Here is a 24,022-nt window from a genome sequence, read left to right as displayed (position 1 = left end):
CCACCCCATCCGTTCGGATTGGGGTGGCGCATTTTAACTAGTCTGCAGTAATAACCGGAGATCAGTTCTTTACCGGGCAAGTCCGGATGCCCAACAGGCTGTAGAGTGGACAAACTCCCACAAGACTGGTCAGGAGGAATACCGCAGACAGCACCAGAAGTACAATCCCTACCGTACCGGTTACGGTTCCGGTGAAGTAGAGCGCGATGAAGACGATGGCGAGCAATGGGCGGATGATGCGATCTGCTTTTCCCATATTGAGGGTCATAATTACTTATTTAAGGTGGGATAATGATTCGATAATCAGCGCAATACAAAAAGCGGGACCAACGCAAACCAGACAGAGAAGGATCAGTTTTTGCCACAAGGGCCATTCTTTTACCGGAGTCATAGTTGGGAAGTTGATGATGCACGTTTAGCAGCACTACGACAAAGGTCTGCTTAGCCACAAAAAGCTTATGTAACCCTGATTACATTAGCAAAATGAACCTCACCGCAGAATACCTAAAGAAGCACCTGCCCGACATCCGACAGGATAATTTGATCGACGATATTGTGCAGCACGGGTTGCTGCAATCCCTGCCCGCCGGACAGACGATTCTGACGGACCGGCAATACATCGATCACATTCCACTCATCAGCAAGGGCGGCCTAAAGGTTGTCCGCCACACCGAGGAGGACAACGATCTGTTCCTGTACTTTCTGCGGCCGGGAGAAACCTGCGCAATGACGCTGAGTTCCTGCCTCAAACGGGAGACCAGTAAAGTCAGGGCAAAAACCATTACGGCAACCGACATTGTCATGATTCCGGTGGAACGGGTTTACTATTACACCCGTCACTTTGCCGGCTGGAACGAGTTCACCCTGCTGTCTTTTCAGCTCAAATTCGACTCAATGCTAGCGGCTTTTGAAGGATTAGCCTTCCTCCCGCTGGAGGAACGGACCACGGCCTACCTGCGGGACATCGCCATCATCAGTGGGAACAACGACCTGACGGTCACCCACGAAGCCCTGGCGGAAGACCTTGGGGCTTCCCGCGTAGGAATGTCGCGCATTCTGAAACGGCTTGAAGAAGAAGGCATCCTGCGGCTCGGGCGTGGCCACATCACCCTCTCCGATCCTCTGCCTGAATAAAGATCAGAAACGAGGTATTGGGGATGTTACCTGGCGGGAAGGTCTCGTCAACCACGCAACCCCGGGGACGCGTAGAACTTACAGTATCCCAGCCCTGCATCCATCGACCCCGTTTTTCGTCCACAAAAAGTTGTCGTTCGTCGATAACGCAGCTCATTACTTGTTCCTTAGGATTGCCCGCCCGACTATTGCACTGTATTACTTCACTAATACACCCAAACAATGATCCTCCAGGCAAATTCGATACACCACAATTACGGCAGCGGTCAGGACATCCTGAACGGAGTCGACCTTACCATCAGCCAATCCGGCATCACCGGGCTCTGCGCCCCAAACGGCGAAGGAAAGACCACCCTCCTGAAGCTCATCGCCGGGCTACAGTTCCCCTCTAAGGGAGACATCAGCGTGCTGGGCCAGACCCCGTCTGATCGCCCCTTAGACCTTCTCCAACGGCTGTACTTTCTGCCCAGCGAGCCCTTCTTCCCCAAGTGGACGCCGCGCAAGATTGCCGCCTACTACGGTCCGTTCTACCCCAATTTCAACAACCAGCTCTTTCTGGAAACACTGAGTGACTTCCGGGCGGATCCGGACAAGCCGCTGGATAAAGTCAGCTTCGGGCAAAAGCGCCGTGCCCAGCTTGCCTTTGCCCTCGCCACCAGAACCCAGATACTACTCCTCGACGAGCCGACCACCGGCCTCGACATTCAGGGAAAAGACCAGTTTCGGCGTACACTGATTGCCGGCACGGAAGCGGGGCAAACCATCATTATCGCGACCCATTTGCTGAGCGAGATTGCCCCCGTGCTTGATCACGTGTTGGTACTCAACGATGGCAAAATTCACGCTCACCTGCCTCTGGAGCTGGCCCAACGATTCTACAGCTTCAACCTCACCACCTCTCCCCTGCCCTACGGTGATAAAGGCTACGCCCGACGGGTTCCCGGCGGCTGGCTGACCGTCCATGCCGATGGCCGCCAGGGCAACGCCGCCTTCGATCTGGAAACCCTCTACCTGGCCCTTACCGATGGCGGACTTCCGCAGCCGGGCTTCGACCTTAACACCAAAAACTTTCAGGCATGAGCTCATTAAAACGAATTTACCTGGCTTGCCGTGTAGCGATTGCCGAGCTGAACCTGCGCAACTACCTCTTGTCTGTCAGCATCCTCATTGGCAGCTTCATCCTGGGGCTGTTAGTTAATAACGATTCAAACAACGGAGTGATCAGTGTTCTCCGAAAAGAATACCTCTTTTGGGACCCGCAGACGCTGAACATCACAATTGCGATTGCAGGTTGGATCAGTGGCCTGATCATAAGCGGAACACTTTATAACAATTGGTTCAAAGAAGAAAATCAGACTATCAGAACACTGACCCTGCCACTTTCCAACGCTGAAAGATTTGCGGCAATGACGTTACTGTACTTTGTTTATGCCCCCCTGACCACGCTTCTTCCTCCATTATTACTAACCATGGCAGCATGCATGATGGCCCCGGAGGCGTTCATTCTACCGGCTCCGGTATACCTGTGGGAGGCCCTCATCATTGGCTGGCTTGCTCACGCAGCGACTTGCATCGCCTGGTTGTTCCCCTCCATTGCCTACGGGAAAAAAGTAGGTTTTGTCTTAGTAGGAATTATAGGAGCCGTCATCCTTTATCTTAACCTGACCTACTCTACTATTTCGGATGTAGCCAACATTCCTTACACCGCTACGGCCATGCTTGACCAGAGTGTAGTCGGGCTCAGCGACCAGAGTTTTCAACTCTCCGAAGCGCCCCGGACCACAGTCAGGGTCGCCTACGATCCCGACCAAAGCCTTTACCCCTTCGCTCAGTTGGTATTTGCGCTAATGATGCTTGCTGCTGCCTATTTCGCGCTCACCCGAAAAACAACCTAGCCATGCAAATTCAACCAACCAACCAGGGTATTTACCGGCAGATTGCAGACTTCGGCATCGAACAGGTGCTCGCGGGAATATGGAGCAATGGCGAGAAAATTCCGTCCGTTCGTCAGTTGGCGATGGAAGTCGGGGTGAACCCAAACACCGTAATGCACGCCTACGACTACCTCAAGGACCTCAACATCATCGAGACGCGCAGAGGGCTGGGCTTCTTTGTCTCTTCAACCGGCCATAAAGCCGCCGTCGCGCTCCGGCGTTCGGTTTTTCTTGAAGAGGAGTTACCACGTTTCCGGCGAACGCTGGACCTACTCGGCATTGACACCGAAGAACTTATTCAAATGCTAAATCCTAACCCTGAAACAGATAACTAATGAAAATCTCAGCTTTACTATACTTTGGCGCCTTTGCGGCCATGTTTGCCGTAGACTACCTGTTCGGCTTCCGTCCGGAAGCTTCATTTTATGAAGCTGGAGCGGAACACCCTCAGGTTGTAGAATTCATCGACGGTCTCGACAAGCCTGTAGACGCAACGGCCGAGAAAACGGTGGAGCGTCGCTTTTCGGAAGGATTCATTTCCCGGGTAGACGTCAACGCCGGTTTCCGGATCATCCATGATACCGGTTTAGGAAAGGAGGTTATTGCCCGGGGCCCGGCAACGGCTCTAGACCTGATTTCCCTGAGCCAGCAGGAAGGCCATTTTGAGCCAGCTTTTAAGCAGCCGGTACGGCTACAAGAACTGGTCGAAATCCGGGTCAACCTGAACCGGCACGGCAGCGGGCGCATGCGCATCAACTGTATTCTGGAGGACCGCCGTACAGCCTTATTGCCCGTTTTCGCAACCGAAGGTCCGCTTAAGTTTCACTTTCTGGAATTGGTTAATCTTTCCCCGGGGCGGATTGAGGTTGACGCGCGGGACCTCCTTCTACGGAACAGAAAGTACGCAAATAAAGTAACCGGAAGCGTGGAACGGCTGGAGGTACTATACGACAGCCCCAGCGTTCCTGACATGGAATTCTCTCAGTTGAACGCAAAGGAAAAAATCCGGTCAAATTATGGTGCTTCCGGAGCAGTTCCGTCGGAAGACGAGTTCGATAAGAATGAAGCAAATCGGATAATCGACAGCTTACAGAACGTGATACAAACGATGCAGCACGACACCGTTTCCCAGTAACCATTTTTCCGGGCGCGGCCGCCGGTGCAAAGCAGGGTTTACAGGAACAGAAGGAGCAAAAGATCAGGGATCAACCCTTCGTTGCTGCGTCCCTTGCACCTGCGGCCGCGCCCAATGCAACAACCGCAACAGGATAAGCAACGCTATTGACTTCCCTGTATCCTACTCTCCCACAGACTAAACCCAACGCAAAAAACAAAGCCCAACCATGTACCGTTTCCTACTCTTCCCCCTCCTGCTGCTAACAGCATGCACGGAGCAATCCCCTTCTTTGCCCCTCGAGCTCAGCCGCGGCGAAATCATCGATGATTTCCACCAGGGGCAAATAGGACAAATCCGCTTCTTCAACGATTGGGTCAACTACGAAGACTTCGGCCCCGAAGACTTCATCACAACCCTTCACCTCAACGAAGCGACCGAGTTCAACGCCCGGATGTTTCTGGACAAAACCATCACGTCTTACCTCCACGATCTGGCGCCGGAAATGACCGTCGAAGAGCTCTGCGCCGCGGGAAGCTTTCAGTTCACTTTTCTGGTCGACGGGCAAGAAACCTACGTTTACAACCTCCAGACCGGCGCCGGTTCCTGCGACTATAAAAACGAAGCCACCGTCTTCGGCATCCCCTGGTTCGGCGAGAAGGAACAAGACCACTGGGGACGCTTTTTATGGGTCAAATTCATGAAGCTCGGCGGCGGCGAGGCCGCGCTGAGCCAGGGAGTTCACAACCTCACCATCGAAGTGCGTCCTTACCTCCAGGCTGAAGACCTCAAAACCGGGCCACTGATTGCCCGCGGCAGTATCCGGGTGGTTGCCCAACTTCCGGAAGTGAGCCCAACCGATGTCGCCGTACACCCCATCGCCGCTACCGATCGGTTCCCAGTCGCTGCTGAGCCCCTGCGGGGCGAACCGGTAAAAACGATGAACGCAAAAATTGCCCGCGGCCAGTTCAGCAACATCACAAGTGTGGTCGTGCTCAAGAACGGAGAAATTCTCCTCGAAGAATACTTCAACGGCGCTGACCGTGGTACACTTCATGACACCAGATCGGTTGGTAAATCTTTCGCCGGCGCAGTAACCGGCCTTGCCCTTAAAGACGGTCACCTGAAGGACGTTAACCAACCGATCTCTGACTTCTACGACCTCAGCAAATTTGCCAACCCATCGCCTCTCAAATCCGGTACCACCATCCATCAGTTGCTCACGATGACTTCTGGTCTCGACAGCAACGACAGTCGGCCCGACTCTCCGGGACAAGAAGAGAAAATGTACGTTACCGACGACTGGGCAAAGTTCGTCCTCGACCTCCCGGCCCGAAAAGATTCAGGCTGGAGCTATTGCTCTGCCGGAACCGTTCTGCTGGGCGACATCTTACAGCAAACACTTCCCGGAGGGCTCGAAGCGTACGCCGAAAAGGAGCTCTTTACCCCGCTGGGCATCACTGATCAGAAGTGGCAGTACACCCCCACGGGCGTTGGCAATACTGCGGGGAGCCTGAAGATGTCAGCCCTGTCACTCGCCGCTTTTGGCCAGTTATACCTTGATGGTGGAAAAGGTATTTTCCCTGCAGATTGGGCCACAATAAGCCTGCAGCCTCAGGTAGCGAGGAACGACGAAAAAGGCGGCCATTACGGCTACCTCTTCTGGCACGATGCCATCGAAAGTGAAGGAACTACCTACACCTATGCTCACGCAAGTGGCAACGGCGGCAATAAAATTGTAATGATCGAAGAGCTCAACGTGGTCATCATAATCACCGCAACAGCTTACAATAAGCCTTACGCACACTGGCAAGCCGGTCAGATACTGAGCGAGCATTTGTTACCGGCGCTTCGGTAGAAAGGAGGCGCGAACGCGGGTGCAGGGCACGTCCTGTCTTGATCAGCGGAAAGACCGTTCTTAGAAGTCCATGTCGGAACCTTCGCCCCGGCCAATCCGGATCTTACGCTCGAGTTCGCTGAGCGATTTCCGGATTTCGTCGTTGGTTTCCATCAGATCCTTAACCGTTTTGATGGAGTAGAGCACCGTTGAGTGGTCGCGGCCACCGAACATCCGCCCGATAGACTTGAGGCTCTCTTCGGTGTACTGTTTCACCAGGAACATACTGATCTGCCGGGCCAGCACAACCTGACGGCGACGGGTCGCAGAGGCAAGGTTTTCGACTTCGAGGTTGTAATAATCCGCAACCGTACGCTGGATCACATCCGGTGTCACTTCTTTGTTGATCTCAGTAACGAAGTTCTTGAGTACTTCTTTGGCGAGTTTGAGGTCAATTTCCTGCCCATCACCAAGTACTCCTTTGTGCAGAACCAGGTTATTGAGCACACCCTCCAGCTGACGAATGTTGTGCTGAATATGAAAACAGATGAACTCGGCTACGTTGGCGGGGATGTCCACCGCAGTGCTGTCGGCTTTGGATTTGAGGATAGCCATCCGGGTTTCCAGGGCCGGCATGCTCAGGTCGGCACTCAAGCCCCACTGGAAGCGACTGCGCAGCCGCTCTTCGATGTCGAGTTCAATGATCGGGCGGTCACAGGTCATTACAACAGCCTTGTTGTTTTGGCGCAGCACGTTGAACAGGTTGAAGAACACATCCTGCGTTTTCTTGCGCTTTACGAGTTGCTGGATATCGTCGACCAGCAGAACGTCTACGTTCTGGTACCAATTGACCAGATCGTTGGTGGTGTTGCTTCCGATGGAGCTGACCAGTTGATTAGTGAAGGTATCGGTACTCACGTACAGCACCGCTTTATTGGGGAACTTCTGTGTGATGTGGTTACCGATGGCCTGCAGGAGGTGCGTTTTACCCAACCCTACGTTACCGTGAATCACCAGTGGATTGAAGGCCGTGTTGGCGGGGTTATCGGCCACCGCCTTGGCTGCGTTACGCGCGAGGCTGTTACAGTCTCCTTCGATGAAGTTATCGAAAGTGTAGCGTGTGTCCAGATTACTCGGGATACGGGGACGGGTTACACCAGGAATAACGAAAGGATTGCCAGGAGCAGGACGTGGGCCAGGAGCACTCGTGTTCTTGTTACCGCTTTTGGCAGCACCGTTTTGCGCTGGGGCGCCACTTCTCCCCTCACCACGGGAAGGACTGATGCGGTACTGCAGTCGACCAGTAGTTCCGAGAGCTTGCTGAAGGCTCGATTTCAGGACATCGACATAGTGCTCCTCCAGCCATTCGTAGAACAGGCGGTTGGGGATCTGGATCGTGAGTTCATTCTGTTGCAAAGCAACAGGGCGTATCGGGGCGAACCAAGTCTGAAAACTTTGGGGGTCGACGTTTTGCCGAATGTTCTGCAGACAGTTGTTCCAGATAGAGGTATGATCCATTTTGTATCCCAGTTGCACAGTAGATGTGTTCCAATCACGGCGGGGTTAATGCCGGTCAGTTAATAAATAAAATTGCGTAGTTCAGTAAGTTACAATAAAACGGGAACCGCAATTCCGCGGGGTCGGCATTTGTTCCTTCAGCGGCCCTGTGGTGGAGAGCGGAACAAGCGCAGGTCGGTGTGATTCTCATCGTCTGTGTTGTTCAGACGGACGGCAAATATGGGGAGAAACACAGCACACGCGCAAGTAAAACACTGCTTATTTCGGCAGAATTATTTTTGTCATACGTCTAACCCCCGGATCGGCAATTTTGTCATAAGCAGGACGCGATTAAACCCAAATTTATACCCGCAAATTATTGCAAGCGACGCATCGGCGCTTGGAGTCTCCGGGGAAGGTTATATCCATCCGGCCGAGCCTGAGGCCGGCAAATCCGACCTGATTCACGATCACCGGGTCACCTTGCTGGTTGTTTACGAGGGTTGGTTCGTTGAGAAAAGTATGGGTGTGTCCTCCCAGAATGATGTCGATGTCGTTGGATGAAGAGGCAAGGTCGATGTCGTCTACCTCATCGTCGTTACGATACTTGTAGCCTAAGTGACTCAGACAAATAACCAGATCGCACTTTTCTTTGTGCCGGAGTATCCGGGCCGTTTCGTTGCCACGGGCCAGGGGGTCGAGGTACTGGGTCTTTCCGAACAGTTCATCGGGAACCAGACCGGAGAGCTTGATCCCTAACCCGAAAACCCCCACTTTTATTCCCTCTTTCCTGAAGATTTTATAAGGTTCCGTCATTCCGGCGAGGGGCGTCCCCGTGAAGTCGTAATTCGCCGAAAGCATCGGAAAGCTGGCGTGGTTCATCTGCGTGGCCAGGTTTTCCATTCCTCCGTCGAAATCATGGTTACCGATGGTTGCGGCATCGTAGCCCATCTGGCTCATCAACTTCATCTCCAGCTCGCCGGCGAAGAAGTTGAAATAAGGCGTCCCCTGAAAGATGTCTCCGCTGTCCAGTAAGAGCACATTAGACTCAGTGGCGCGGATTTCGCTGATCAGCCTCATTCTACGAACGGCGCCGCCCTGGTTGGCGTTTCGCCCGCCATCGTCGGGGAAGGGCTCGATACGACTGTGCCAGTCGTTGGTGTGCAGGATGGTTAGCCTGGGCACCCCTTTCATCAAAGACGAAGCGGAAGCCAGCCCCGGCAACATCAACAGTCCTCCGCCGACGGCGGCTTTTTTCAGGAAAAATCTTCTCGTTGGCATATTGTAGAAATTAGGAGGTAGAGAATCAGTACCAGAAGCGTCTGAACCGGAGGTGGGAGAATTGTTCTTCTTCCTATTCCAGTCTCATCCGCCGTCCTTCGACTACTACGTTGATGGGTTCGGAGATTTTACCTGCGTATTCGATGAGGAGGTCACGGATGAGCAAGCCGGAGTCGGTCCGCTCTTTGTCTTTAAGCATGGTGGAGTTGCTTCCGCCTCCTGCGACATAATCAGGCAGGGCAATAGTATACCGCTCTTCATCGGCAAGAGGGCGCCCTTGAATGCGGATGGTTAGGCCACTAGCCTTCCTGTGCACCGCAAGCCCGCTGCTTACCGGCCATCCGCCGGAGTTGACGATGTGACTGATGAATTCGCGAAGTTCTTTTCCGCTGAGCTCCATCAACACCAGGGTGTTGTCGAAGGGCATTAGTTCGTAGATTTCGGAGACGATCAGCGGGCCGGCTCCGATCCCGGACACGCGGATGCCGCCCTGGTTCATCGTCGCAAAAGCAATGTTTGTGTTTGGGTAATTGGCCGAGGCTGCAGCCGCAAGGAGGTCGGCTGACCAGTTGCCCAGGGTGCTCTCGGGAGCACCTTTGACCAAAGGTGTTTCCACGGTAGCGAGAACGCGGTTCATTTTCGCGTCGAGCTGGGCTTTGTACGGAGCGATGGTCTCAACCATATTTTGCACCTGCGGCCCCGCCTCGTTTGCTTCAATTTTATCGGTAACTTTATAATAACGGGGTTGAACCGTCGGAGAATAAAGTGGGCCCCGGCAGCTGAAAGCAGTAAGGGCGAGAAGGAGGTATATCAGGTTACGCATCGGCGCCAAAATTACGGCTGGGAGCGAGTAAAAGCAGCACCCAACCAACGATAAAAAATAATCCGCCCAACGGGGTGATCGGGCCAAGTACCGCCACAGGAATACTGATGACCTCGCGGAGGCTCAACAGGTAGAGCGATCCGGAGAACAGCAAAATACCAACGGCCCAACACCATACCGCCTGCCGCAGCCGGTGGTGACTGATACCAGGCAAGGCAGAGAGCGCAATCGCGCCGCCCATCGCCAGAACGTGGTAGAATTGATACGTCACACCCGTTCGGAAAGTTTCCAGGTATTCCGCGCTCACCATTTCCTTAAGACCGTGGGCGCCGAAGGCGCCAATAGCCACGGCAAGCGCGCCAAGAAGCGCTGTTAATCGGAGGAGGTTTTTCATACCAGCAAAGGTAGGATACACCGACGGGGCTGAAGGACGCTGAATGGCAACTATTACAATAATATGTTAGAGCAGCAGCTTCGGCTGGCCTAAGATATGCCCCTTGGGAATTGAACAAGTCCGTACCGCTTCGCTTTGTTACTTTTGCCCTTCCCTATTCCAAAGACCAAAACAACCTAGATTTATGAAAGCATATGTATTCCCCGGCCAGGGCGCCCAGTTCAGCGGCATGGGTAAAGATCTTTACGACCTCAGCCCGGAGGCACAGGCCCTGTTTAAGCAGGCTGACGACGTTCTCGGCTACGAGCTATCCAAAGTGATGTTTACCGGTTCTGAAGAGGAACTGCGCGAAACCAAGATCACCCAACCGGCGATCTTCTGCCATTCAGCAATCACTTACCTGATCAACGACGACATTGAACAACCAACCGCGGTGGCAGGTCACAGTCTGGGTGAGTTCTCGGCGCTAGTGGCAGCAGGAGCGCTCGACTTCCCCTCCGCTCTGCGGCTTGTAGCTGAGCGTGCACTCGCAATGCAGGAGGCGACGGAAGCTGTTCCCGGCACCATGGCTGCAGTTCTCGGGCTGGACGATGACATCATCGAAAATGCATGTGCAGCTATCGAGGAGGTGGTTGTTCCCGCCAATTACAACACCAACGGCCAGCTCGTAATTTCCGGATCAGTGGAAGGTGTTGAAAAAGCAGCTAAGATCCTGACCGATCTCGGTGCCCGCCGCGTAGTGCCACTGCCCGTAGGCGGAGCCTTCCATAGCCCGCTGATGCAACCGGCTCAGGACCGCCTTCGCGCTGCCATCGAGGAGGCACGCTTTCGGCCGCCGGCTTGCGAAATATACCAAAACACAGACGCGAAGCCCAGCACCGACCCCGACGAAATCAAAGCAAAACTGATCGCTCAACTCACCAGCCCCGTGCGGTGGACACAAACGATCCAGAACATGCAGGCCGCTGGCCTGACTGATTTCGTGGAAGTAGGCGGTAAAGGAAAGATCCTTGCCGGTCTGATCCGCAAGGTCGACCGTTCTCTGAACGTCGAGCAACTGAGCTAACGGCTCGTGCAGTTGATTTGTCGGAACGGTTCACCTTCCGGGCGAACTGTTCCGGCAAACCAAACTACCTACCATTTCCGCCGCTCGAGGTTGAGTACCGTGAGCAGCACAAAGAAGGCGGTCATACTGAAGAAGTAAACTACGTCGCGGCTGTCGATCAGTCCACGGCCCAGCGAGCGGAAGTGCGCCTGCATGCCTATCGATTCAATGAAGAGGGCCGGACGACCGTCGAAGCCAGGAATCGAAGCTACCAGATCGAAGCCGAAGTAGAAAAAGAACGACAGAGCCAGAGCTAGCAGGAAACTAACAATCTGGTTGCTGGTGAGCGAACTGGCAAAAAGACCGATCGCAACAAAAGACATCGACAAAAACACTAACCCAAGATATGACCCGATGGTTCCTCCCGCGTCGATATTCCCGACAGGAGCCCCGAGTTGGTAAATGGTATAGTAGTAAAGCACCGTTGGTACCAAAGCAATCACGACCAGGGTCAGGCAAGCCAGGAATTTCCCCATCACGATCTCGATGTCCCGCAGTGGCCGGGTCACCAGCAGTTCGATCGCTCCGGTTTGTTTTTCTTCAGCAAACGCCCGCATGCAGATGGCCGGAATGATGAAAGTCAAAACGTTGGGAGCTAAGGTAAAAAACGGGCCCAGGCTCGCGTAGCCGAACCGGAGCAGGCTCGAATCCGGCACAACAAACATGAAGAACCCCATCACCAACAGGAATACCGCAATCACGATATAGCCGATCAGGGAAGAGAAAAATGCATTGATTTCCTTGGTGTAAATAGCTAACATTGGTGTCTTTTAAGCTTGGAAACAGGCGCAATCGCCCGTTTGACGTTCTCGTTACCCGGCCTGACTAACGAAGCGGCAAAGATAACGGATGGCGGTCATCGTATAGTTTCAGCGCACGCAAAAGCATTTGCTCATCTGCCGGGTCAGTAACTTTCAGTGCGGTAACCAACTCTTCATCTTCTGCGCAAAGCAGCAGTAGTGTAGGTTGATCAAACGGGTACAGGGCGCCGGAGCGCAGGTCCAGTATCTTGTTGAGCGGCACGGTTTTTTCGCGTTCAACATAAGCCTGACGGAAAGGCTGACCATTGGCCGGATTGTATGCCTTCATCAGCCGGCGGGTGGTGATCGTTGTATCATAACGAATCGTACTCAGGGTACCTAATACCCTCAAGCCGGCAAATTCGTAGTAGCCCCGCTCATTGTTCTTTTTCACGAAGAGGTAGGGTAAACCGTCCAGACTGATGGCATAGGGAATTATATCCGCATTTATCCGAACGTCCTTATAGCCGTAGTCCGCAATCTGGACACGAAAGTCTTCGGGCAGTTGTACCATCTCTCCGTCGATCGCCTCCCACTTCAGGTCCGGTTCGTTTGCCAGCAGTGAGGCATGGCTGAGGTACACTCCTTCCGGGAACCGGAATTCAGCATCGAGATTGGCCTGAGCACAAAGGCCAAGTGCAAGGCAGGTAAATACACTAAGTAAAGTTATTTTCATTGGATGACGGTCTCGTTTATTGTTTGGTCAATGCCCGGAATACTTCTTCCACACTCAGGTCTTCCTGCTGCAGACCGAGCAAAACCAGTTGGTTATCGACCGCAAAGCGGAATACTTCCGCCCGGGCATCGGCCTTATTACTTAGGTAAAGACGGTAATCCGGAGCGACAGGGTTGGCTACCGCCCGCGCTACGCCTTTGATTTGGCTCAATTTTGCGGTATCCACCGCCCGGTCAAAGGTAACCAGCAAAGAAGAGTCTCCCGACAGGCGCTGTTTCAACCGCTCAATTGGGTCATCGGCAACGAGACGGCCACGGTCGATTATGATCACCCGGTCGCAAAGAGCCTGTACTTCCTGCATGATGTGCGTGCTGAAGATGACGGTCTTCTCTTTACCCAGTGTTTTTATGAGGGTTCTGATTTCGGCCAGTTGGTTAGGATCCAGACCACTGGTTGGCTCATCGAGGATGAGCACTTTGGGGTCATGAAGCATGGCCTGAGCCAGCCCTACCCTTTGGCGGTACCCTTTCGAGAGCGCGCCGATCAGTTTATGGCTTTCCCGGCCGAGTCCCGTCATTTCGATCAACTCTTCAATTCGTGCTTTTGCTTTCGGGAGTTTGTTGGCCCTGGCGGCAAAAGCCAGGTATTCCCGGACGTACATATCCTTGTACAGTGGGTTATGCTCGGGGAGGTACCCGACCAGCTTGCGCACTTCCAGACTGTCGGTCTCTACATCGTGCCCAAAGACCGAGGCACTCCCGGAAGACTGGCTGAGGTAGCACGTCAAAATTTTCATCGTGGTGGTCTTCCCTGCTCCATTAGGACCCAAAAAACCCAGTATTTGCCCGGCAGGAGCTTCAAAACTGATCCCGTCCAGGGCACGTTGATCGCCGTATATTTTGGTGAGGTTGTTTACGATTACTGACATAGATAAAAGGCCGGTTGTAGTCTTTCGATACCAAAGAGTTGACACTCAGAGGGCGCAAAAGTAACGTTTACATCTTCCCTCAGTTGTCTGTTACCTGCCCAATCATACTCTAATTCACAAATCGGCCAGGAGCGAGTCGCAATAATGAAGTACTGCAAGAGCTCGGAGATACGCAAAATCACAAAGATTACTGTACAAAAAAAGGGGGCGCCGGTCGCTCGGCCCCCCTCTAACGCATTTCATACGTGGACAACTAAAAATCGTCATTCATAGTATTTGACAATAAAAACAAACTCTTCAGTAGTATTGACAACACTACTGAATTGCCCGCCGGCAGCCAGCGGGCAATTCAGTAGGTTACTCTGGTCTCATGAGAGAAGGCATATGAATCAGGACGTTGCAGCAAGCAGGTCTGGCCTTTGCTTAGCTTCTATGAACTCTCCATTAACGAGATCAACGTTTTCCTGACACATTACCTGTGGCAAACAAAAATGGATTTGCCCGTATATTCTTAAATTCTAACGCAATTGCAAGATACAGACATAAACTGCTATTTTACAACACCGTACGGAATATTTTAGCGGACAGTCGGAAAACGACAGGTTTTTGTCTGAAACTTTAGACGAAAAAGGCTATCCGTTTCTTTCCTATCCGACATCTTTACCTTTTCTTGATTTTCGGTACTATTCTTCCCGGCTGACTATCGTCCGGGCGTACCCTGAAAAGCCCGCAGCGGGAACATTTTGCACGAAACACACCGTTGCTCCGCACAATTTCAGGTCCTGCTTGTACCCATTAGAGCACATTTCAAATAAAAATTACCCAATAAAATGCTACCAAACACAGACCCCACCTCTACCCTCGCCTGGAAGGAACTCGAAATGCACGCTCACGAAATGGAAGGGCGCCATTTAAAAGACCTCTTCGCTCAGGATCCTGAGCGTTTCAAGAATTACAGTCAGACTTTCGAGGACATCCTCCTCGACTATTCCAAGAACATTATCACTCAGGAAACACTGGACATCCTTTACCGTCTTGCCGAAGACTGCGGCGTAAAGGAAGCCACCGAAAAGATGTTCTCCGGTGCAATGATCAACGGCACCGAGAGCCGTTCGGTACTGCACGTTGCGCTTCGTAACCGGGGTAAGGGGCAAATTATGGTAGACGGTAAGGATGTGATGCCTCAGGTGCACGATGTGCTCACGCGCATGCGGCATTTCTGCGAAGCAATTCACTCCGGGAAGATGACCGGTTACAGCGGGAAGGAACTGACGCAGGTTGTAAACATCGGCATCGGTGGTTCGGACCTCGGCCCGGTGATGGTCACCGAAGCCCTCAAACCTTACTGGATCGAGGGTCGGGAGGTTTACTTCGTTTCCAACATCGATGGTACTCACCTGGCCGAAGTACTCAAGAAGGTAGACCCTGAAACAACGCTGTTCCTTGTGGCATCGAAGACTTTCACCACCCAGGAAACAATGACCAACGCCCGTAGTGCCCGCCAGTGGTTCTATGATCACGGCGGAAGCGAAGAAAGCGTCGCGCTGCACTTTGCCGCACTGTCTACCAACATCGAAGGCGTAAAAGAATTCGGGATCGCCGAAGAGAACATCTTCGGCTTCTGGGACTGGGTCGGCGGACGCTACTCCCTATCCAGTGCCATCGGCATGAGCATCGCCCTTACTGTCGGCTTCGATCACTTCATTGAGCTCCTCGACGGGATGTACAGCATGGACGAGCACTTCCGCCATGCACCACTTGAGGAAAACATCCCTGCCAAACTAGCCCTCATCGGCGTATGGTACACCAACTTCTTCGGCGCAGAAACCGAAGCCATACTTCCTTACGATCAGTACCTGCACCGCTTCCCCGCTTACTTCCAGCAGGGCAATATGGAATCTAACGGAAAGAGCGTAGACCGCAACGGGAACCCCGTTGACTACCAAACCGGTCCCATCATCTGGGGTGAGCCCGGCACCAACGGCCAGCACGCTTTTTACCAGCTTATCCACCAGGGAACACGACTCATCCCGTGTGACTTCATTGCACCTGCGTCCTCGCATAATCCGATCGGAGACCATCACTCCATCCTGCTGAGTAACTTCTTCGCTCAAACGGAAGCCCTTATGAACGGTAAAACCGCGCGCCAGGTAACCGAAGAGCTTAAGGCCGCCGGAAAATCCGACGCGGAAATTGCCGAGCTCGTACCCTTCAAGGTATTTGACGGAAACCGCCCGACCAACTCCATCCTCGTACGCAAGATAACGCCCTATGTGCTCGGTCAGCTGATCGCGATGTACGAGCACAAAATTTTCGTACAGGGCATCGTATGGAATATCTACAGCTTCGATCAGTGGGGCGTGGAACTGGGTAAGCAACTCGCTAAAGCAATCCTACCCGAGTTGAAAGATGATGCGAAAGTAGCGGCGCATGACTCCAGCACCAACGGGCTCATCAACGCTTACAAAGCCTGGAGGTAAATTGTGTGTTCAGCATTCGGGCGGCGCTATCGTGCTGCCTGAATGCTGAATATTCTTCCACCGGCGGCCCGCAAAACAGGTAGTTCATTTGAGCACAAGCCAACAAGCCAAAGAACCAGCGATCCAACGTACCTTTGCCGGCTCAAATCTTAGTAAAGACTAACAAACTAAAAGACCAACCCAATGGCCATCCAACTACTAGCCGGCAAACGCGGTGTCATTTTCGGCGCGCTCGACGATCAGTCTCTCGCCTGGAAAATTGCTGATGTTTGTCATCAGATGGGCGCGAAATTTACGCTCACCAACGCCCCGGTAGCCCTGCGCATGGGCGCACTACAGGAACTCGCTGCCGGTATCGGAGCAGAGGTGATCCCCGCCGATGCAACCAGCATCGAAGATCTGGAAAACCTCTTCACCAAATCGGAGGAAATCCTGGGAGGTAAGATCGACTTCGTTCTTCATGCCATCGGCATGAGCGTCAACGTCCGTAAAAAGAAGGACTACACCAACCTCAACCACGACTGGATGCAGAAGACCTTCGACATTAGTGCGATTAGCTTCCATAAGATGTGTCAGGTGCTTTATAAAGGTGATCATATGGCCGAATGGGGCAGTATTCTGGGCCTCTCCTACATCGCCGCTCAACGCGTCTTCCCCGATTACGGAGAGATGGCCGAAAGTAAGGCGCTCCTCGAAAGCTTCGCACGTAGCTTCGGTTACCACTTTGGCGAGAAGAACCACGTTCGCGTGAATACCGTCAGCCAGTCACCAACAATGACCACGGCGGGCAAGGGCATCCCCGGCTTCACCGAGTTTTTCGGCTACGGCGACAACATGAGCCCCCTGGGCAACGCTCCGGCTGAAGACTGTGCCAACTTCTGCGCTACTATGTTCAGCGACCTCACCCGCTACGTAACGATGCAGAACCTTTACCACGACGGAGGCTTCTCCAACATGGGTATGAACCCGAAACTCCTCGAGTAAACCATTCGCTGGTTCAGCGTATTCCGGAAGGGTCAGTTAGCATTGCTAGCTGACCCTTTTTGCGTGCCCCTTCGGACGATCGGCAAGACCATGAGGCTCGGCAGCAGGTGCAGGGAAGGTTTCCACGGCCGCGCTCTCCGGCCAAAATAATGCCGCCTCCGGAATTTACCGACGTACTTCTGTTCCCCGACAGACCGTTCCAAAAAGCACCAAGTACTGAAACCTCATGCTCCGATTTACCTTGCTTTTCGTCCTCTCCTGTTCCGTTGGTCACTTCGTGCAGGCTCAAACCCCGAACCCCACCATGCTAAAAACGCCCGGAGACCACGCTGCCTTTTTCGATACCATCCGGGAAATGCACCAGGAACTGGTGCAGCGGTCCGGGCCGGTGATACTTGCCCACGGCTGGGAATCGGCCGAACACCTCGCACTGCGGGACAGTACGCTCAGCTGCAATGCCCGCTTACGTATGGCAGTAGACAACTACCTCGACCTGTACGGCTTCCCCGTCCCTTCGGCGGATGCCACCGCAAGGCGAAAACTCGCCCAGGCCGAATTGGTAAAACTGATGACGGAAGAAGCCAATAAGAGGATGACGACAGACTTGCTGCGGGACAGTGCCGTGCGCGATTCTATCGTCGCCCACCTGGCAAGTCGATACGGCGAAGACATCACCTTCAGAGATACAAGACCTACGGTTATGCTGATTCTGGATACAGAGCCGGACTTCGGCAAGCGCTGCGAACATATCCCCTGGCTCCGGTACGAATGGGAGGAGGGCAATCTCCCGACGGAAACGATGCTTACCTACCTGCGGCACACCTATTCAGCAAAACATGGTATTGAACTCGACATTGCCCCCGGGTCGACTGAACGGGAACGCATACTGATGCACGCACGCGAACTATCGGGCTGCTGGGGAAACTGACCCGTTACCCCCGTCCTTACTTTGCACCTGCTACCGAGCAAAAAAAGACCGTTAGCGGTCAGAATACCGGCAAAATGCCTTCTCCTGACTGCTAACGGTCTTAATACCGGGCATCCTTTTTGCTACCGGATCACGGTAACATCACCGCGAATGATGTCTCCTTCACCAACGTTGAGACGCAGGATGTAGTAGTAAGTTCCCTCGGGCACCATGCCACCACTATTGTTCTCGCCGGTCCAATCGTTGTTGTAAGGCTTGGCTTCGTAGATGATATCTCCCCATCGGTTAAAGATGATAAGTTCGTTATCCGGAAAGTCCTCAGGGTTACGTTGCAACTTGGTGAAGATGAACTGTTCGTTCATTCCGTCTCCGTTAGGAGTGATCGCATTGTAAACCGTTGGCTCGGTACCGTCTGCATCACTGAAAATCGTGAGCGTAGCCTGAGAACACAGGTTATCACAAATGGTACTGCAAATCTCGTAGTCGATGGTGGTTTCACCGTTGAAACCGATCGGAGCCTCGAAAGTAATTTCACCGTTAAGGTTAGACAATACTTCCCCAAAGGCCGGCTCGTTAAGCAGGTTGATGGTTACCGTACCGGTACGTTGATCGTTGTCTTTGAGGTCTATAGTGCCAATATTATCGTCTCCACCGAGGGTAAGCACATCGTCGTTGGCAACGGGCGTTTCTTCGGGGCCGACAAAAACTGTATCAGCGCTATAGTTTTCACAACCTAGTCCGGCAGACAGCGTCCATACCAGCGAGAGTCCGTCGCCTATTTCAGTTACGGTAGCCATATCTCCCTCTGCCGACCAAGTGGAGTTCTCATCGTTGAACGCAGTCCATTCACCCGTTGTACCTCCGGGAAGGTTACCGGTTACTACTACGGTAGGATCACAGGATGTACGGTCGTTTCCGGCATCAGCAGCGGTTTGTGTGCTTAGGGTAACTGTTGTTACGGAAGTGTCAGCACAGCCATTATTCAGATTGGAAACCACAAGGGTATAAGTTCCCGGAGCATCGACGAAAGGCATTACGCTGTTTTCTCCTCCCTCAAGAATGTTACCACCGTTGCTCGCAGTCCATTCGTAAAGAATACCGGGTACCGGGTCAGGAGTACTTCCTGATCCGTCGAGCTGAAGCATTTCACCACATTCGATTTCCTGCGGTTCTCCCGCCTGAGCGAACGGTGTATCATTGGCGGCCACTACGGTAACGGTGTCGCGAATGGTACAACCAGAGATGTCGGTAACGGCAAGCTCATAGTCTCCGGGGCCATCTACTGAAACGATCAGAGAGCCACTGGCCGGTGTGATGTTGTTGCCATCGAAACTGGACCATACGATGCCTGAAGGGTCAGCATTGTTGAGTTCGGTCTCTGAAGCATCGATCGTGATGGTCGTGTTGTTACAGTCAAAGCTGTCGGGTTCCATAATGGAAAGCGTCGCTATGCTGTCGATCAGGTCTTCTACCTGAATAGGAACGATAGTAACACAACTGGTGGTAGGATTAATAACCACCGCGTTGTAGGTTCCACCTTCGGTAATAACGATACGGTTTGTATCGCGTGGCAGAACCACATCCGGGTTACCGCCAGTCCATTGAATGGTGTAATCGTTCGGTTGATCAAGAATGTTGATTCCGATAGTAGTCATGCGCAGATCGCAGTCCAGAGTCATGCCCTCAACGGCTTCTACTTCAGGGAATACCCTTGAGTCAGTAACCACTACGTCGCGGGAGCTGCTACACTGGCTTACCAGATTCACAACGGTAAGACGGTAAGTACCGGCAGTTCCTACCCTGAGGGTATCGTTGTTTTGTGTTGCGGGCTCTTCTCCATCGGTAACATTGCTCCAGATATACTCTATGTTACTTCCCTGAGAAGATCCTGAAGCATCAATGATGGCGCGACCGGATTCACACGTAATGTCGAGCGTATTCTGACGGAAAGAAACAAAGGGAGTATCCGTCCCATCGTCGATCACGATCACTGAATCCACGACCGAACAGCCAGATGCAGGATTGGTAACAGAGATGAAGTGGGTTCCTGGCTCACCGGTTGAAACGGTGCTGGTGGTTCCGATCTCAACGCCAAGTGGGTCAGTCCAGACAAGGTCATACCCGGCAACGGATTCACCCTGGATTCGGAGGGTCACCGTGGTTGGGTCACAGCCCAGGCCACCGATGGTATCCGCAAGCGTGTATTCCGGGAATCCGGTTGGGGCCAGCAATACTACTGAATCCATCCCGACACAACCGGTCACTTCATCGGTAGCCTCGAGGACGTAAGTACCCGGTTGGTTAACGACAACCGAAGCCGCTGAGCCCATCGGTACGGGAACGCCTTCGGAAAACCACTGGTAGCTGACGGAGTTACCAGAGAGGCTCATCGCATCACCAGTCAGCTGATAATCTTCGGTACAAAGCAGTGTATCGTCGTCGCCCGCTCTTACCCTTGGCAAGGCTGGCTCGCCTACCGTAACGGTAGCGCTGTCACGACATGCTCCGTTAGAGATCACCACTTTGTAGGTACCCGCTCTGGTGATACGGGGGTTCGGGAGACTGAGGTCCGTAATTACTACGCGTCCGCCATCATCAGAAGACCATGCGTAGCGCGTGCTGCCATCGACGGTATTGGTATACGAAGCCTGCAGCACGGTGGTATCAGGATTACAGCTGATCGTCTGATCGGCGGGGAAGGTTACTGACGGCACACCTACACTCGGAATTACCTCAACGGTGTCACTTACGGTACATGCGGTTGTGGTATCCTGAAGGAGGACAACGTAAGTGCCCAACTGATCGGTCGTGTAAGTTGGGCCAGCCGAAATCGGGGCATTGGACCCAAGCTGTGTCCAGGTGTAGACAACATTCTCTTCGGCGGGGCCTACGGAAAGTACCGCTGGGCTGCCGTCACAATTAAGTTGCTCCTGGCCAGACAGCGTACTGTTCGGCAGGTCATTTTCGTCGCTCACGATTACCATATCGGTTTCAGAACAGCCCAGGTCAGCGAATGTAACGGTTAGGCGGTAACGACCGGGGTCGGTAACGTTGACGGTACAGGTGTTACCCACGGCTGCGATCACTTCTCCCATGATAGTAACCCTTTCCCACAGGTAGGTAACATTGTTGCCTTCACTGGAACCATCACAGGTCAGCATTGTGCCTCCCGGTTCACAGTTGATGGCTACATCGCCATCGTCGTTGGCGTCAGCAATCGGGTTGCTGGCCGGAGCGATGATTACAGTGTCGCGGTCCGTACATCCGGCTTCGCTGGTTACTTCCACGATGTAAGTTCCCGGGTCGTTGACCAGGGTTACAAAGCTGCCACCGTTTACATCTCCGTCAGAGACAAAGCGGGTGCTCACTCCATCGGAATTGACAATAAAGAGGGAATACGTTTCGCCAATGATGTTGCGGCCATTGATCAGGGCAGATGGGTTTTCACCACAAGACAGCTGTCCGTCATCGCCCGCATCAGCAACAGCGGCATTGTCTGGGTTAACTCCAATTGTGATGGAGCCTTCCAGCCGGACCGACCCGCTTGCGTTGTAAAGAACATAGTTCGTTACACCGGGCAGGAGGCCTCCCACGGTCCCGTCGCTGCTGAAACGTACAGGGTTATCCGTTCGGATAGTAATGTCTTCGTTGTTTGGTCGAGGAGCTACCTCGTAAATAATCATACCGTCATCTTCGCCAGCACAGCTCGCGTCGACAGCAGTGATGCTGATAAGTTCCAGGCGATCCATGAGGCATACTTCTCCGGTGCGGTAGATGATGGAACCTTCTCCGGCAGCCGTTACAACCGCAGGAACCGAACCGTCAACTGGTTCTACTTCGGTACAGCCATCCTCGGCGCCGGTGGTGAAGCAGATTTCGAAGACCTGAACGGTATCGAGGTCGGCGATAAATTCGCCGACTGGCGTGGGAGAGGACCAGTTGAGATTGATTACCCCCAGGCCCGCATTGGATATTTCAAAATCCGTAATAGTAAGTCCTGGCCAGTTACCGTTAAGAGTTACAGATTCGTAACTCAGTGCCATCTGGTCGAACTCAAAGGCTGCGGCAACGCGCGTTACGTCCGTAAAACGGGTGACGCTTACCGGCACACAGAGCTCATCGTTGATTACTCCTTCTGCATCACCGACGATGAGACCGAATCCATTGGGAAAGAGCACACACGCCTCGGCGTTGAACGCTTCCACCTCTACGGAGTTGGTGCCACTCTCGGTAGTGAAGACCATACTTCCGATGAAGGTAGGGTCTGCAAGACCGAATTCTGTACAATCTCCGGGAGCAGCCGTTTCCTGAGCACGGTAACAAGTGGTACCGAGAACCCCTCCGTCCGGAATAGTGATTTCAGGACTTCCGGCAGGGTATGTAAGCTGCAACAGGCCAGGAGATATTTCTACTGCGGTTACGCCAGGAATAACAGAAGTGAAGCTACGGTAATCGAGTGTACCATCAGGAGCGAAAACGTAAAGGGTGAAGCCCGTAACTTCCGAAAACCCGGTGACGGTAATGTCCGTACAGTTATCAGCGGTGCTGGTGAAGCCCTCGTCTTCAAACGAGACAGCCACACCGTCCGGTTGCTGTACGGTAACTGCACAGTTGGTAGGATTAAGACCGTCGAAAAAACCGTCACGAGACTCAATTTCGTTGCGCCAGTCAGAGATTACAATCGGGCTCGTCCCTCCAAAACCAATGGCGTTGAAACATACCGCGAAAGTAACGTCTCCCTCGTTCAGGTTTACGAAAGAGCTGCCGTTGGCAGACCAGTCGAAGCCAAGTACTCCGTCTCCGGTACGGTCGTATTCAAAGTCTCCGTTGTTGCCGGCATCAATATTCATTGTTGGGTTCCGCTGGTCAACGCGGTCAAATTCAAGTACGGTCGGATCCCAGTTGATGAGGTAGTCAATATCTGTCATCCGGCTGAAATCATCGCCGGCTCTGAACAATACACATACCTCAGTATCGCCAAAGTTTACTTCAACGTCAGGGCAGTCCACAACGACATCGAACCCGTCAGGGTTACAGTTATCGATGATGAAGCGAAATCCATCACCGATTACGGGAATAACTACATCGTTAGGGTTCGCCTCAGAGGTCGCTTCCAGAAAAGCACGGAAAGTTCCTCCGGTAGATGGGTTTATGATCTCAACGTCATCGACAATTACGTCCGTTCTCTCAGCACACTCTCCGATTACTTCGAAACAGGCTGTGAATAAAGTCGTACCCTCTGGAAGATTCTGTGCTGCGACACCGAAAGGAGCCCAAACCCCAAACACACTGGTTCCTTCGTACAATTGGTAAGTAGAGTTGCTGTGCTGCGGCAAACTGGTATTAACGTCCACTGAGACCGAGCGAAGAATAGTACTGTCGAAGTTCAGACCGACCTGAAAAGCTTTGATATTTTCAAAGCCAGACTCAGTTACTACATCCATACAAACCACATCTCCGGGAAGGAAGATTCCGTCTGGTTCTTCAACTGTTACTTTAAAAGGCTTAACGCCCACGGTTACCGAACCGCCGCTGTTACCAGGAAAAGCATCGTTTCCGGTGTTACACTGTGGTGGTTTGTTGAAAATGATATCTACCGATTCATCTTCGGCGGTAAAGGGGTCGTCGGGCAGGTTAAAGAACTCAACGGGGTGATTGGTGGCAATAGCTCCGGAAACCTGGAAACATACTTCGAAAAGAATTTCTCCATCATCAAGCGTTACTGTACCATCACGATCTTCACAACTCTCACCGTTTTCGTAGTTACCCCACTGAACCGTGATTAAACCGGCGGCAACATAGTCGGTCAGGTTGAAATCATCCATATCCAGATTGGGCAGTGCACTGTTGCTAAGGTCGACACGGTTGAAAGTAAGCGCGCCACCATCCTGAGGCGGTGTCCATTGCAGCGCAAAGCTGAACTCTACGCCGGATGAAAAGTTGATTGCCGTAACCGGCAGACAAACTTCAGCATTATTGTCGCCTTCAACGTCTGGAAGGATGAAGGTGGTTGAGTTAGAGGTCTGAGCGAAAGCGGATGCGCCGCAAAGCAGGCCAAAAACGAGGTATAAGTACCGCATTGGTATTAAGCTTGAGATAGTCCGTGG

General features: G+C 52.9%; 19 protein-coding genes. 10 read left to right on the top strand and 9 right to left on the bottom strand.

All coding sequences use genetic code 11. From position 1 onward, the window contains the following. Window positions 1-61: 61 nt before the first annotated feature. Entirely contained in the window at window positions 62-268 is a 207-nt protein-coding gene (locus tag FUA23_RS00480) for a YgaP family membrane protein (RefSeq protein ID WP_147928735.1), read from the bottom strand. 215 nt (window positions 269-483) lie between these two features. Between FUA23_RS00480 and FUA23_RS00475 the strand changes: the two genes are divergently transcribed. The 6 genes from FUA23_RS00475 to FUA23_RS00450 all read left to right on the top strand — a co-directional run bounded on the left by FUA23_RS00475 (window position 484) and on the right by FUA23_RS00450 (window position 6,040). Continuing rightward, window positions 484-1,134 carry a Crp/Fnr family transcriptional regulator gene (locus tag FUA23_RS00475; protein ID WP_147928734.1) on the top strand — a complete coding sequence of 217 codons (651 nt, stop codon included), beginning with the start codon at window positions 484-486 and terminating at the stop codon, window positions 1,132-1,134. Between the two features lie 222 nt (window positions 1,135-1,356). Next, entirely contained in the window at window positions 1,357-2,214 is an 858-nt protein-coding gene (locus tag FUA23_RS00470; protein WP_147928733.1) for an ABC transporter ATP-binding protein, read from the top strand. Further along, complete coding sequence (locus FUA23_RS00465) at window positions 2,211-3,029, top strand: hypothetical protein (protein WP_147928732.1); 819 nt, start codon at window positions 2,211-2,213, stop codon at window positions 3,027-3,029. The genes FUA23_RS00470 and FUA23_RS00465 overlap by 4 nt, the downstream gene beginning before the upstream one ends. Window positions 3,030-3,031: 2 nt before the next feature. Beyond that, complete coding sequence (locus FUA23_RS00460; RefSeq protein ID WP_147928731.1) at window positions 3,032-3,403, top strand: GntR family transcriptional regulator; 372 nt, start codon at window positions 3,032-3,034, stop codon at window positions 3,401-3,403. Next, window positions 3,403-4,203 carry a hypothetical protein gene (locus FUA23_RS00455; protein WP_147928730.1) on the top strand — a complete coding sequence of 267 codons (801 nt, stop codon included), beginning with the start codon at window positions 3,403-3,405 and terminating at the stop codon, window positions 4,201-4,203. The genes FUA23_RS00460 and FUA23_RS00455 overlap by 1 nt, the downstream gene beginning before the upstream one ends. 208 nt (window positions 4,204-4,411) lie before the next feature. Next, window positions 4,412-6,040 (top strand): serine hydrolase domain-containing protein, encoded by a 1,629-nt coding sequence (locus FUA23_RS00450; RefSeq protein ID WP_147928729.1) that lies wholly within the window; start codon window positions 4,412-4,414, stop codon window positions 6,038-6,040. Window positions 6,041-6,100: 60 nt separating this feature from the next. On the opposite strand, the gene dnaA is transcribed toward FUA23_RS00450, so the two are convergent. The 4 genes from dnaA to FUA23_RS00430 form a co-directional block, all read right to left on the bottom strand. Further along, window positions 6,101-7,537, bottom strand: a complete 1,437-nt coding sequence (dnaA, locus tag FUA23_RS00445; protein ID WP_147928728.1) for a chromosomal replication initiator protein DnaA — start codon at window positions 7,535-7,537, stop codon at window positions 6,101-6,103. Between the two features lie 342 nt (window positions 7,538-7,879). Next, a complete protein-coding gene (locus tag FUA23_RS00440; protein WP_147928727.1) occupies window positions 7,880-8,797 on the bottom strand; it encodes a bifunctional metallophosphatase/5'-nucleotidase in 918 nt (305 codons plus the stop codon). A gap of 73 nt (window positions 8,798-8,870) precedes the next feature. Next, complete coding sequence (locus FUA23_RS00435; protein WP_147928726.1) at window positions 8,871-9,620, bottom strand: 5'-nucleotidase C-terminal domain-containing protein; 750 nt, start codon at window positions 9,618-9,620, stop codon at window positions 8,871-8,873. Further along, window positions 9,613-10,014, bottom strand: a complete 402-nt coding sequence (locus FUA23_RS00430; protein ID WP_147928725.1) for a DUF423 domain-containing protein — start codon at window positions 10,012-10,014, stop codon at window positions 9,613-9,615. The genes FUA23_RS00435 and FUA23_RS00430 overlap by 8 nt, the downstream gene beginning before the upstream one ends. A 184-nt stretch (window positions 10,015-10,198) precedes the next feature. Between FUA23_RS00430 and fabD the strand changes: the two genes are divergently transcribed. Then, the gene (gene fabD / locus FUA23_RS00425; RefSeq protein WP_147928724.1) at window positions 10,199-11,080 is read left to right on the top strand and encodes an ACP S-malonyltransferase; all 882 of its coding nucleotides are present in this window, start codon (window positions 10,199-10,201) and stop codon (window positions 11,078-11,080) included. Window positions 11,081-11,148: 68 nt separating this feature from the next. Here fabD and gldF read toward each other — a convergent pair whose 3' ends face one another. From gldF to gldA, 3 genes are all read right to left on the bottom strand, one after another. Continuing rightward, window positions 11,149-11,880, bottom strand: a complete 732-nt coding sequence (gene gldF / locus FUA23_RS00420) for a gliding motility-associated ABC transporter permease subunit GldF (protein ID WP_147928723.1) — start codon at window positions 11,878-11,880, stop codon at window positions 11,149-11,151. A 64-nt stretch (window positions 11,881-11,944) separates the two neighbouring features. Then, window positions 11,945-12,595, bottom strand: a complete 651-nt coding sequence (locus FUA23_RS00415) for a hypothetical protein (protein ID WP_147928722.1) — start codon at window positions 12,593-12,595, stop codon at window positions 11,945-11,947. A gap of 16 nt (window positions 12,596-12,611) precedes the next feature. After that, window positions 12,612-13,523: a gliding motility-associated ABC transporter ATP-binding subunit GldA gene (gene gldA, locus FUA23_RS00410; RefSeq protein WP_147928721.1), complete on the bottom strand. Its 912-nt coding sequence runs from the start codon at window positions 13,521-13,523 to the stop codon at window positions 12,612-12,614. An 830-nt stretch (window positions 13,524-14,353) separates the two neighbouring features. On the opposite strand from gldA, the gene pgi reads away from it, so the two are divergent. The 3 genes from pgi (at window position 14,354) to FUA23_RS00395 (ending at window position 17,915) form a co-directional block, all read left to right on the top strand. After that, window positions 14,354-16,003, top strand: a complete 1,650-nt coding sequence (pgi, locus tag FUA23_RS00405) for a glucose-6-phosphate isomerase (protein WP_147928720.1) — start codon at window positions 14,354-14,356, stop codon at window positions 16,001-16,003. A 183-nt stretch (window positions 16,004-16,186) separates the two neighbouring features. Then, window positions 16,187-16,987, top strand: a complete 801-nt coding sequence (locus tag FUA23_RS00400; protein WP_147928719.1) for an enoyl-ACP reductase FabI — start codon at window positions 16,187-16,189, stop codon at window positions 16,985-16,987. A 226-nt stretch (window positions 16,988-17,213) separates the two neighbouring features. Continuing rightward, window positions 17,214-17,915, top strand: a complete 702-nt coding sequence (locus FUA23_RS00395) for a hypothetical protein (protein WP_147928718.1) — start codon at window positions 17,214-17,216, stop codon at window positions 17,913-17,915. Between the two features lie 122 nt (window positions 17,916-18,037). On the opposite strand, the gene FUA23_RS00390 is transcribed toward FUA23_RS00395, so the two are convergent. Continuing rightward, window positions 18,038-23,995, bottom strand: a complete 5,958-nt coding sequence (locus tag FUA23_RS00390) for a gliding motility-associated C-terminal domain-containing protein (RefSeq protein ID WP_147928717.1) — start codon at window positions 23,993-23,995, stop codon at window positions 18,038-18,040. Window positions 23,996-24,022: the final 27 nt, after the last annotated feature.

It is taken from the genome of Neolewinella aurantiaca (genome assembly GCF_008014675.1).
In the GTDB taxonomy this organism is placed as follows: domain Bacteria; phylum Bacteroidota; class Bacteroidia; order Chitinophagales; family Saprospiraceae; genus Neolewinella; species Neolewinella aurantiaca.
Note: the sequence above shows the minus strand (reverse complement) of the source record. Positions and strands in the feature narration are given on the sequence as shown.

Coding starts and splice junctions, on each gene's coding strand:
- FUA23_RS00480 (WP_147928735.1), bottom strand. CDS start 268: ATGACCCTCAATATGGGAAAAGCAGATCGCATCATCCGCCCATTGCTC.
- FUA23_RS00475 (WP_147928734.1), top strand. CDS start 484: ATGAACCTCACCGCAGAATACCTAAAGAAGCACCTGCCCGACATCCGA.
- FUA23_RS00470 (WP_147928733.1), top strand. CDS start 1,357: ATGATCCTCCAGGCAAATTCGATACACCACAATTACGGCAGCGGTCAG.
- FUA23_RS00465 (WP_147928732.1), top strand. CDS start 2,211: ATGAGCTCATTAAAACGAATTTACCTGGCTTGCCGTGTAGCGATTGCC.
- FUA23_RS00460 (WP_147928731.1), top strand. CDS start 3,032: ATGCAAATTCAACCAACCAACCAGGGTATTTACCGGCAGATTGCAGAC.
- FUA23_RS00455 (WP_147928730.1), top strand. CDS start 3,403: ATGAAAATCTCAGCTTTACTATACTTTGGCGCCTTTGCGGCCATGTTT.
- FUA23_RS00450 (WP_147928729.1), top strand. CDS start 4,412: ATGTACCGTTTCCTACTCTTCCCCCTCCTGCTGCTAACAGCATGCACG.
- dnaA (WP_147928728.1), bottom strand. CDS start 7,537: ATGGATCATACCTCTATCTGGAACAACTGTCTGCAGAACATTCGGCAA.
- FUA23_RS00440 (WP_147928727.1), bottom strand. CDS start 8,797: ATGCCAACGAGAAGATTTTTCCTGAAAAAAGCCGCCGTCGGCGGAGGA.
- FUA23_RS00435 (WP_147928726.1), bottom strand. CDS start 9,620: ATGCGTAACCTGATATACCTCCTTCTCGCCCTTACTGCTTTCAGCTGC.
- FUA23_RS00430 (WP_147928725.1), bottom strand. CDS start 10,014: ATGAAAAACCTCCTCCGATTAACAGCGCTTCTTGGCGCGCTTGCCGTG.
- fabD (WP_147928724.1), top strand. CDS start 10,199: ATGAAAGCATATGTATTCCCCGGCCAGGGCGCCCAGTTCAGCGGCATG.
- gldF (WP_147928723.1), bottom strand. CDS start 11,880: ATGTTAGCTATTTACACCAAGGAAATCAATGCATTTTTCTCTTCCCTG.
- FUA23_RS00415 (WP_147928722.1), bottom strand. CDS start 12,595: ATGAAAATAACTTTACTTAGTGTATTTACCTGCCTTGCACTTGGCCTT.
- gldA (WP_147928721.1), bottom strand. CDS start 13,523: ATGTCAGTAATCGTAAACAACCTCACCAAAATATACGGCGATCAACGT.
- pgi (WP_147928720.1), top strand. CDS start 14,354: ATGCTACCAAACACAGACCCCACCTCTACCCTCGCCTGGAAGGAACTC.
- FUA23_RS00400 (WP_147928719.1), top strand. CDS start 16,187: ATGGCCATCCAACTACTAGCCGGCAAACGCGGTGTCATTTTCGGCGCG.
- FUA23_RS00395 (WP_147928718.1), top strand. CDS start 17,214: ATGCTCCGATTTACCTTGCTTTTCGTCCTCTCCTGTTCCGTTGGTCAC.
- FUA23_RS00390 (WP_147928717.1), bottom strand. CDS start 23,995: ATGCGGTACTTATACCTCGTTTTTGGCCTGCTTTGCGGCGCATCCGCT.